Annotated in this window: 3 protein-coding genes; 2 read left to right on the forward strand and 1 reads right to left on the reverse strand. The window is 61.7% G+C overall.

The window, feature by feature from the left end; translation table 11 throughout:
• Nucleotides 1-1,100 (forward strand): signal recognition particle-docking protein FtsY (gene ftsY / locus WA989_RS01400; RefSeq protein ID WP_424338743.1); only part of this gene is annotated, 1,100 nt, incomplete at its 5' end.
• Nucleotides 1,097-1,717, forward strand: coding sequence for a 5-formyltetrahydrofolate cyclo-ligase (locus WA989_RS01405; RefSeq protein ID WP_424338744.1), 621 nt, complete (start codon nt 1,097-1,099; stop codon nt 1,715-1,717). The genes ftsY and WA989_RS01405, both read left to right, overlap by 4 nt.
• 75 nt (nt 1,718-1,792) lie before the next feature.
• Here the strand turns inward: WA989_RS01405 and WA989_RS01410 are convergent.
• Nucleotides 1,793-1,993, reverse strand: a 201-nt coding sequence (locus WA989_RS01410) for a DUF4175 family protein (protein WP_424338745.1), incomplete at its 5' end; no start/stop codon positions are given.

Genomic DNA, 1,993 nt, shown 5'->3' on the forward strand with positions numbered 1-1,993 from the left:
GCCAGAAAGCCGAAAACGAGCTAAAAATCCTCGAGGAGCGCCGCCGCGCCGAGCAGGCCCGCGAAGACGCGCGCCTGAAGAAAGAAGCTGAAGAGGCCGAAGCCCGCCGCAAGGAAGAAGAGCGCCAGGCCGCGATCGCCCGGGGTGAACCCGACCCATACGCCGAAGTCCGGGACCCGGGCTTCTTCGGCAAACTCTCGGGCGGGCTGTCCAAATCCTCCGGCAAGCTCAGCTCGAGCCTGACCGGCGTTTTCAATCGCCGGAAACTCGACGATGAGGCGCTGGAAGATCTCGAAGACCTGCTGATTACCTCTGATCTCGGCGCAAAAGTCGCTGCGCGCGTGACGTCTAATCTCGCAAAAAACCGGTTCGACAAGGACATCACGGACGACGAAATCCGCATCGCTCTGGCTGACGAGATCGAAGCGATCATGAAGCCGCGCGAGCAAATCGTGGACTTTGCAGACGGCCCGCGGCCCCGCGTCGTCCTGTTCGTCGGCGTCAACGGATCCGGCAAGACGACAACGATCGGCAAGATTGCCTCGAAACTGAAAGAGCAAGGCGCAAAGGCGCTTCTTGTGGCCGGTGATACGTTCCGCGCCGCCGCGATCGAGCAGCTGACCGTGTGGGGCGAGCGGGCCGGCATTCCGGTCCTCTCCAAGCCGACGGGCGCTGATGCCGCAGGGCTCGTCTATGAAGCGATCGAGAAAGCCAGAGCGGAAGACCTCGACCTCGTTCTCGTCGATACGGCGGGGCGGCTGCAGAACAAGGCTGAGCTCATGTCCGAGCTGGCCAAGATTGTCCGCGTGACGCGCAAGCTCGATCCGGATGCACCGCATGATGTGATCCTCGTGCTCGACGCAACGGTAGGACAGAATGCGCTCTCCCAGGTCGAGGCGTTCCGGCATACCGCAGAAGTCTCCGGCATCGTAATGACCAAGCTCGACGGGACGGCCAAAGGCGGTGTGCTTGTGGCGATTGCAGAAGCGCATGATTTACCGATCCACTTTGTCGGCGTCGGCGAAAAAGCCGATGACCTTCAGCCCTTTAGTGCGAGTGCTTATGCCAAGGCGCTGGTCGGCCTTGAGGAAAAGGTTTGACCGGGATCGACAAAAATTCGTTGCGCGCGGATCTGAGGCTCCTGCGCGAGGAGGCCCATGCCCGCGACCCGGATGCGGGCGAGACCCTGGCGGGGAAATTTCCGCTGAAGCTGCTGGAGCGGTACGGCCCGATCGTCAGTGGCTATCTGCCAATCGGCAGTGAAATCAACTCTATGCCGCTTATGGAAAGACTGGCCGACGCAGGGGCGCAGCTCTGCCTGCCGCGGGTCGAGCAGGATGGCGAGATGTCCTTCCGCCTCTGGAAACCGGGAGACGCGCTGGAGGACCGGCCATTCGGCCTGCGCGAGCCGCCCGAAAACTCCATACGGACAGAACCGACGCTTCTACTGGTTCCGCTGCTTGGTTTTGACAAGCTCGGCACACGTCTTGGTTATGGAAAAGGCCATTATGACAAGGCCTTAGATCGCCTCCGAGACGATGGCCGCGTGTTCGCATGCGGCCTCGCCTTTCATGCGCAGATGCTGGATGAGCTGCCGCCTGAGCCGCACGATCAGCCCCTCGACTGGGCGATGACCGAGCGCGGTTCGGTGCCGATTTTCATGATGCGAGCCTTCGCGGACGATCGCGGTTCGGATGGTGGGCCAAGCGCCGCCTGAAGACCCGGATCAAAGTCCAATTCCAATACAATTTCGGTACATTTCCAGCCCAATGCTGATCCAGCAAGGCCTCGCCTAGAACCGGTCGAGTAGCCGCTCGAGATAGTTGCGCTCTTCCTCATCGGGCGTTTCGCCATAGCGCCGGCGAAGCTCTTCGAGAATATCCTTGGCGCGCTGGCGCTCGGCTTCATCCGGGATATCGACATTGCGACCATCGGCAACCCCGCCCATCGGCCGGCCGAAGGGGTCTGTCCGCTGGGCCTGGTCGCCATATTC

The sequence above is a fragment of the Henriciella sp. genome, from assembly GCF_049649345.1.
Taxonomy (GTDB): domain Bacteria; phylum Pseudomonadota; class Alphaproteobacteria; order Caulobacterales; family Hyphomonadaceae; genus Henriciella.